The following is a 7,497-nucleotide window of genomic DNA, read 5'->3' on the forward strand; positions in this document are numbered from 1 at the left end:
ATAACACAATTAGCGGCTAATAAGCATATTTAACTAAGTTATCTATTTTTAATTAGCATACAAAATTATATAGCAAAGCTGAATAAATTAATCTTCGTATTTCTTGAAAATCACTGAAGCGTTATGACCACCAAAACCGAAAGTATTACTTAAAGCTGCTCTAACTTCGCGTTTTTGAGCTTTATTAAATGTAAAATTCAATTTAGGATCAAAGGCAGGATCATCTGTAAAGTGATTAATTGTAGGAGGTACAATATCATTTTGAACAGAGAGAATTGCGGCAATCGCTTCAATAGCACCGGCGGCACCTAATAAGTGGCCCGTCATTGATTTTGTAGAACTGATGTTTAAACGGTAAGCATCTTCTCCGAAAAGATCAGCAATGGCTTTGGTTTCGCTAATATCACCAAGTGGTGTAGAAGTACCATGAACATTGATATAATCGATATCGGCAGTAGTTAAACCTGCATCTTTTAAGGCGTTTGTCATTACCATTCTAGCACCTAAACCTTCAGGATGTGGAGCCGTGATGTGATTTGCATCAGCACTCATACCACCACCAACAAGTTCTGCATAAATTTTTGCACCCCTTGCCTTTGCATGTTCAAGTTCTTCTAAAATAATAGTACCTGCACCTTCACCAGCCACAAAACCATCACGGTCTTTATCAAAAGGACGCGAAGCGGTTTGAGGATCATCATTACGTGTAGATAATGCATGCATGGCATTGAAACCGCCCATACCCGCTTCGTTAATGATTGCTTCGGAACCGCCACTAATGATTACATCGGCCATACCCAAACGGATATAGTTAAATGCATCAATCATTGCATTGGTAGAAGAAGCACATGCCGAAACAGTTGCAAAATTTGGCCCACGTAAGCCATACTTAATTGAGATATGCCCCGGAGCAATATCAATTATCATTTTAGGGATAAAAAATGGATTGTATCTTGGCGTACCATCTCCCTTAGCGAAATTCGAAATTTCATCTAAGAAAGTTTTCAATCCACCTATGCCTGCGCCCCAAATTACACCGATTCTGTTGGTGTCCAATTTCTCAAAATCGAAACCACCATCTTTCACAGCCTCATCTGTTGCTACCAAAGCATATTGTACAAACGGATCTAGCTTGCGGGCTTCCTTTTTCTCCAAAAAATCTTCCGGATTAAAGTTTTTTACCTCGCATGCGAATTTGGTTTTAAACTTTTCAGTATTAAAACCCACAATAGGAGCAGCGCCACTCACCCCGTTAGTCAATCCTTCCCAAAAATCAGGAACATTATTGCCTATAGGAGTGAGCGCACCCAACCCTGTTACTACTACTCTTTTTAATTCCATTTATACTGAAAAAGCGTAATTCTATTTAACGTTTTTTTCCAAATAAGCGATTGCTTGACCAACTGTACCGATGGTTTCAGCCTGATCATCAGGAATAGCTACATTGAATTCTTTTTCAAATTCCATAATCAATTCTACGGTATCTAAAGAATCTGCACCTAAATCGTTGGTGAATGAAGCCTCTGGCGTAACTTCGCTTTCGTCAACACCTAGTTTTTCTACGATAATAGCCTTAACTCTTGAAGCAATATCAGACATAATTTTATAATTTAATGGTTAAATAATTCTGTGCAAAGAAAAATAAATTCTTACAATTTTCAAATGTTTTTATTTCGACACCTAAATTTGGCTCTCAAATAACAAGCGAATATAGAATTAGTTTTTTAATTTCGTTCTGTAAATAATTTATTTCGACTTGAATAGAACTTACCTGAAATTAACGTTAGACCTTGATTTTATACTAATTGCGATCACAGCACCCTTAAAAGACTATGTACTTTGCCACAAAATTAATACGCGGTTAAATACCCAATTTGAGAAAATAGAGGATCATGAAATATTTTTTAACATTGATGAACCTGCCTGGTCTTTTTCGAAATACTACTTTTTTGTAGAGCAGGGAGAAATAGAATATTACCTGATTAGCAACCGAAGTAGCGACGGATTGTTGGTTCCGGAGATGGGAAATGTCGATTTTTTTATCATAATTAAAGAATTTATTGATAAGGATGACCTTAATTATTTAATAAACGGATTAAACAAACTGCCTGATATTCAGGTAGCTGCAAAAATAGATCCGACCAAGCTTAAGAGTAAGGAAAATTTGGTAATATAAAAATTATATACTTGGTGTATTAAATACACTATATTTGATGGTTATAAACAACGAACAAAAAAACAAAATATATAAATTGATGCAGTTTGATTATTTTAGATAATTAATTAGCGCTTTCTGAAACTGCATTGCTAAAATCAATTAATTAAATGAAACCTTTTCATTCCAGAACTAAAATTGTTGCTACGCTTGGGCCAGCATCAGCAAAACCAGATGTATTATATAGTATGTTTAACGCAGGTTTGGATGTTTGTCGTCTGAATTTTTCGCATGGTTCACAAGCAGATCATCAGGCAGTTTTAGATACGATCCGCGATTTAAATAAAAAATACGATTATAATGTGGGTATTCTTGCCGATTTACAGGGCCCAAAAATCCGTATTGGTTTAGTAAAAGAAGGTGGTATTAACCTGATTAACGGTAAAACAACCATCATTACTACTCAAGAATGTATTGGTAATGAGGATCGTATTTATATTACTTACCAAAACTTCCCTCAAGATGTTCAGGCAGGCGAAATTATCCTTTTGGATGATGGTAAACTGCAAATGAAAGTTATTTCTACCAACCTTAAAGATGAGGTGGTTTGTGAAATTGTTCACGGTGGAATCTTGACTTCAAGGAAAGGTGTAAATCTTCCAAACACTAAAGTTTCTATCCCATCTTTAACTCCAGAAGATAGAGAGAATTTAGAATTTGTTCTTGAAAATGATGTGGAATGGATTGGTTTATCTTTCGTTCGTAAGGCTGAAGATATTATCGAACTGAAAAAAATAATTGCAGAGCGTGGTAAAACTGCTCGTGTAATTGCCAAAATCGAAAAACCGGAAGCTATCGCGAACATCGACGAAATTATTGCCGTAACAGATGGTATCATGGTAGCTCGTGGTGATTTAGGTGTTGAATGTCCGATGGAAGAAGTTCCATTATTACAAAAAATGATTGTGGCCAAGTGTAGAGCGGCTTCTAAACCAGTAATTGTGGCTACACAAATGCTTGAAAGCATGATTACGACCCCTCGCCCAACACGTGCAGAGGTAAATGATGTAGCTAACTCTGTTTTAGACGGTGCAGATGCAGTAATGTTAAGTGGCGAAACTTCGGTTGGAGAATTTCCATTGATCGTTATTGAAACAATGCAAAAAATCATTCAAAACATTGAACAAAACAACTATCCATTTAATCCTGATAAGTTTTTAAAACCAAAATCTGCTTCTTTCTTAAGTGATGCAATTTGCGATTCGGCTTGTTTCTTAGCTAAACAAACAAATGCAGTTGGTATTGTTTCGATGACTTTAAGCGGTTACACGGCTTTCGAAATTTCGAGCCACAGACCAGAGGCTTTAACTTTCATCTTTACCAGCAACAGGGCGTTATTAAATGCAGTTAGCTTACTTTGGGGCGTTAGAGGATTCTTCTATGATAAATGGGAAAGTACTGATAACACTATTATTGAGGTTAACGAATTCTTAAAAAGCAAAAAATTGGTTAAACAAGGTGATATTTTGATTAACACCGCGGCTATTCCAATGGAGGCTAAAGGTAAAACCAACATGCTGAAAATTACAGTTGTGGATTAATTTCGACACCTTTAAAATAATAAATGCTTCCAATTCATTTTGGAAGCATTTTTTTTGGATAAAAAAATTACTTTTGCTAACCCAATTTCGGCGCACTAAAGAAGTCGTTTGAATTATTCAGTTAAAAACGGAGAGGTGTCAGAGTGGTCGATCGAGCACGCTTGGAAAGCGTGTGTACTTCACGGTACCGCGGGTTCGAATCCCGCCCTCTCCGCATAAAATGCTATCTTTTTTAGGTGGCATTTTTTTTAAGGCCTTATCTTCATATAATAATTGTATTATTCTTGCTAAATTAAACTGATCTAACAAAACAGTATTAATTTTATCGCAAAGATCAACCAACTAACTATTATGAATAAATATTGGCTATCCATAACTGCTATAGCATTTATGGCTACTGCAAATGCCCAACAAAAAGCATTAACGGCAAAAGATTATGAACGTGCTGAAAGCTTTATGGCTTACAATACTTCAAAATACATTGATAACGCAGGTGTTTCACCGAATTGGCTGGAAGGGGATAAATTTTGGTTTTCGTTAAAAAATGCCACAGGTACTCAAACCTTTTTAGTAGATCCCGAAAAGAAAACAAAAACTTTAACCACTGAATACGGTAGCAATTCAAATACAACACCACCGCCGTCAAGAAGAAGAGGCGGAGGCAATGAGATCTTATCTCCAGATGGGAAAAAAGCGATTTTAATTAAAGATTATAATTTATACGTTAAAGATGTCGCTTCAGGTAAACTAACACAACTTACTACAGATGGCATAAAAGATTATGGCTATGCAACTGACAATGCAGGTTGGAAACATAGCGATGCACCAATTTTACGTTGGTCGCCAGATTCTAAAAAAATCACCACCTTTCAGCAGGATCAAAGAAATTCGAAAGATATGTATTTGGTAACCACGAATGTTGGAGCGCCTAAATTGGAAGCCTGGAAATACCCTTTACCTGGCGATAAAGAAATTGCAACTATCAGGCGGGTAATCATCAATGTGGAAAACCCGAAGGTAATCTCGATAAATATTGCTCCAGATCAACACCGTGGAACTTTGAGTGACGACATATCGAGCAGTGGTACTCTCGATGATATCGATTGGAAAGCTGATGGCTCAGAAGTTGCATTTGTTTCTACTTCCCGCGATCATAAAAACGAAAAATTTAGGATTGCAAATGCCACTACTGGAGCCGTTCGCGAAGTTTTTGAAGAAACAGTAAAAACACAATTCGAATCAGGCCAGGGAGCCATCAATTGGAGGTATTTACCAGCCAGTAAAGAAATTATCTGGTATTCTGAACGCGATAATTGGGGACATCTGTATTTGTACGATGCCACATCAGGAAAAGTAAAAAACCAAATTACAAAAGGAGATTGGGTAGTAACCCGTGTACTAAAAGTTGATGAGAAAACCCGCACCATTTATTTCATCGCCAATGGCCAGGATAAATTAAACCCATACTTTGGCCACTTTTATAAAATAGGTTTGGATGGTAAAAAACTTACCGACCTCACTCCTGAACCCGGGAATCACATGGTTAGTTTTTCTCCTTCTGAAAAGTACTTTATTGATAACTATTCACAGCCAAACGTTCCGGCCATTGTAGCGCTTAGAGATGTAAACGGCAAATTAATTACCGAATTAGCTAAAACCGATGTTACTCGGCTAACGGCAACCGGATGGAAAGCACCAACGCCAGTCTCAGTTAAAGCAGGCGATGGCAAAACGGATATTTACGGCTTGATTTTTACACCAAACAAAATGGAAGCCGGCAAGAAATATCCTGTTATCGATTACATTTATCCTGGTCCACAAGGTGGAAGTATGGGAAGCTGGTCTTTTTCAGCATCTCGTGGCGACCATCAGGCTTTGGCCGAACTGGGCTTTATTTTAGTGGTAATTGAGGGAACAAGTAACCCTGGCCGCTCAAAAAGCTACCATGATATGAGTTATGGTAACATGGCAGAAAATACTTTACCAGATCAAATCACTGCGATTAAACAATTGGCAACAAAATATCCAATTGATACCGCAAAAGTTGGAATTTGGGGTCATTCGGGTGGTGGTTTTGCCACCGCAGCGGCCATGTTCCGTTATCCTGATTTCTTTAAAGTTGGCATTTCTGAATCAGGAAACCACGACAACAGAAATTATGAGGACGATTGGGGCGAACGCTATAATGGCTTAGCGGAAAATGTAGATTATGAAGCACAAGCCAATCAAACCTATGCTAAGAACCTAAAAGGAAAATTAATGCTGGTTCATGGCCTGATGGACGATAACGTACCTCCGTACAATACATTATTAGTTGTTGAGGCTTTACAAAAGGCAAATAAAAGTTTCGACCTGGTAATCTTCCCAAATAGCGCACATGGTTATGGACCGTATTCTGCCTATATGATGAGAAGAAGATGGGATTATTTCGTTCAGCATTTATTAGGGGCTGAACCGCCAAAAGACTATAAAATGCAAGGCACCGTAATTAGATAAAATTTAAGGGTTTCGATAAGTCGAAGCCCTTTTTTTATTTTATCGAGGAAATGTTAAGTTCTGTTAAACTTTTATATAACAGGTATTTATGCCATAAATTAGCAATCAATGAAATACATCATCCTTTGCGCCCTTCTCATAATCTCTAACCGGTTATTTTCTCAGCAAATCAACGGACAGGTATTAGACCATGTTTCGAAACTACCCATCGAAAATGCAGTGGTTAAATATGGAAACGAGGTAAGCATAACTTCCAGCACCGGAAAATTTTCATTTTCAAAAAATCCTTCTAATCAAACTATAAAGATTAACAAACTGGGTTATGATGATTATGAACTAAATTTAAACAACAATTTTAAAGATGTAATAGTACTCTTGCGTTCAGTTGCGATTGATTTAAATGACGTTACAATTTACTCCAAAAGGGACTATCTTAAAGATTCGCTTCAAATTAGAGAAGATTTTGCAAGGGTTTTTGCCTATAAAGACCCAACAATTAAGGATGTATTAGTTAAAAAAGGTCTTCGCTATAAAACACCGGGCTCCAATTTGGTATCTAATTCTACCTCTTCAATCTTAAGTCTTGATGTACTGAAAACTGTTGGTTTGCTCACAAAGAATAAATCATCCATTTCAAAGCTTAAAAAAGTTCAGCTCAAGGATGAGGAAACAAATTACATTAATCATCGTTTTTCTCCAGAAAAAATCAACGCCATAACGAAACTTGAAGATGATTCACTAAATAGTTTTATCGAAAAATATCGTCCAACTGCAACTGAAATAAGAAAAATGAACGATTATGAAATACTCATCTATGTAAAGCAAAGCTATGTGGAGTTTATTAAGCCAAACAAAGATTAACTTTACCAAACTTACATAAAAAGTGAGGAATTATAATCGCGTTCAATAAAAATTAAGACCACTTCATCGATCTTTATTAACTTTATAATGAACTAAAAAACAAAGTTGTTATGGAAAGATGTTGTGGTCTTGATGTACATAAAGATAGTGTTTTTATGTGCATTTTAACAGAAACAGGCGAAAAGATAGAGGAAGTATTCGGTACTTTGACTCCGGAACTTGATCGGCTTCGCGATACTCTTTTAGGTTGTCACGTTTTAGAGGTCGCCATGGAAAGCACGAGTATTTATTGGATTCCGATCTGGCGCATACTGGACACTGATTTTGATGTCAAGCTTGTCAATCCCTATTTCATTAGGCAGCTTCCAGGCAGGAAAACCGATG

7 protein-coding genes and 1 tRNA gene are annotated in these 7,497 nt (G+C 36.8%); 6 read left to right on the forward strand and 2 right to left on the reverse strand.

Features of this window, described 5'->3' with window-relative positions; genetic code table 11:
• Nucleotides 1-87: 87 nt before the first annotated feature.
• Complete coding sequence (gene fabF, locus LUA91_RS14600) at nucleotides 88-1,341, reverse strand: beta-ketoacyl-ACP synthase II (protein ID WP_231426800.1); 1,254 nt, start codon at nucleotides 1,339-1,341, stop codon at nucleotides 88-90.
• A 21-nt stretch (nucleotides 1,342-1,362) separates the two neighbouring features.
• Nucleotides 1,363-1,599 (reverse strand): acyl carrier protein, encoded by a 237-nt coding sequence (locus tag LUA91_RS14605; protein WP_008508386.1) that lies wholly within the window; start codon nucleotides 1,597-1,599, stop codon nucleotides 1,363-1,365.
• Between the two features lie 157 nt (nucleotides 1,600-1,756).
• Between LUA91_RS14605 and LUA91_RS14610 the strand changes: the two genes are divergently transcribed.
• From LUA91_RS14610 to LUA91_RS14635, 6 genes are all read left to right on the forward strand, one after another.
• Nucleotides 1,757-2,176, forward strand: a complete 420-nt coding sequence (locus LUA91_RS14610) for an IPExxxVDY family protein (RefSeq protein WP_231426801.1) — start codon at nucleotides 1,757-1,759, stop codon at nucleotides 2,174-2,176.
• 149 nt (nucleotides 2,177-2,325) lie between these two features.
• On the forward strand, nucleotides 2,326-3,756 hold the full coding sequence (pyk, locus tag LUA91_RS14615; RefSeq protein ID WP_231426802.1) for a pyruvate kinase: 1,431 nt from the start codon (nucleotides 2,326-2,328) through the stop codon (nucleotides 3,754-3,756).
• Between the two features lie 129 nt (nucleotides 3,757-3,885).
• Nucleotides 3,886-3,970: transfer RNA gene (locus LUA91_RS14620), tRNA-Ser, on the forward strand.
• A 137-nt stretch (nucleotides 3,971-4,107) separates the two neighbouring features.
• Nucleotides 4,108-6,252, forward strand: coding sequence for a S9 family peptidase (locus tag LUA91_RS14625; RefSeq protein WP_231426803.1), 2,145 nt, complete (start codon nucleotides 4,108-4,110; stop codon nucleotides 6,250-6,252).
• A gap of 108 nt (nucleotides 6,253-6,360) precedes the next feature.
• Nucleotides 6,361-7,113, forward strand: coding sequence for a hypothetical protein (locus tag LUA91_RS14630; RefSeq protein ID WP_231426804.1), 753 nt, complete (start codon nucleotides 6,361-6,363; stop codon nucleotides 7,111-7,113).
• A gap of 110 nt (nucleotides 7,114-7,223) precedes the next feature.
• Nucleotides 7,224-7,497, forward strand: a 274-nt coding sequence (locus LUA91_RS14635; protein WP_370633643.1) for a transposase, incomplete at its 3' end; no start/stop codon positions are given.

The sequence above is a fragment of the Pedobacter sp. Leaf250 genome (assembly GCF_920984735.1).
GTDB lineage: Bacteria > Bacteroidota > Bacteroidia > Sphingobacteriales > Sphingobacteriaceae > Pedobacter.

What these genes read in the sequence shown, in the direction of transcription:
- LUA91_RS14625 (WP_231426803.1), top strand. Translation starts at nt 4,108, where the DNA reads ATGAATAAATATTGGCTATCCATAACTGCTATAGCATTTATGGCTACT.
- fabF (WP_231426800.1), bottom strand. Translation starts at nt 1,341, where the DNA reads ATGGAATTAAAAAGAGTAGTAGTAACAGGGTTGGGTGCGCTCACTCCT.
- LUA91_RS14605 (WP_008508386.1), bottom strand. Translation starts at nt 1,599, where the DNA reads ATGTCTGATATTGCTTCAAGAGTTAAGGCTATTATCGTAGAAAAACTA.
- pyk (WP_231426802.1), top strand. Translation starts at nt 2,326, where the DNA reads ATGAAACCTTTTCATTCCAGAACTAAAATTGTTGCTACGCTTGGGCCA.
- LUA91_RS14630 (WP_231426804.1), top strand. Translation starts at nt 6,361, where the DNA reads ATGAAATACATCATCCTTTGCGCCCTTCTCATAATCTCTAACCGGTTA.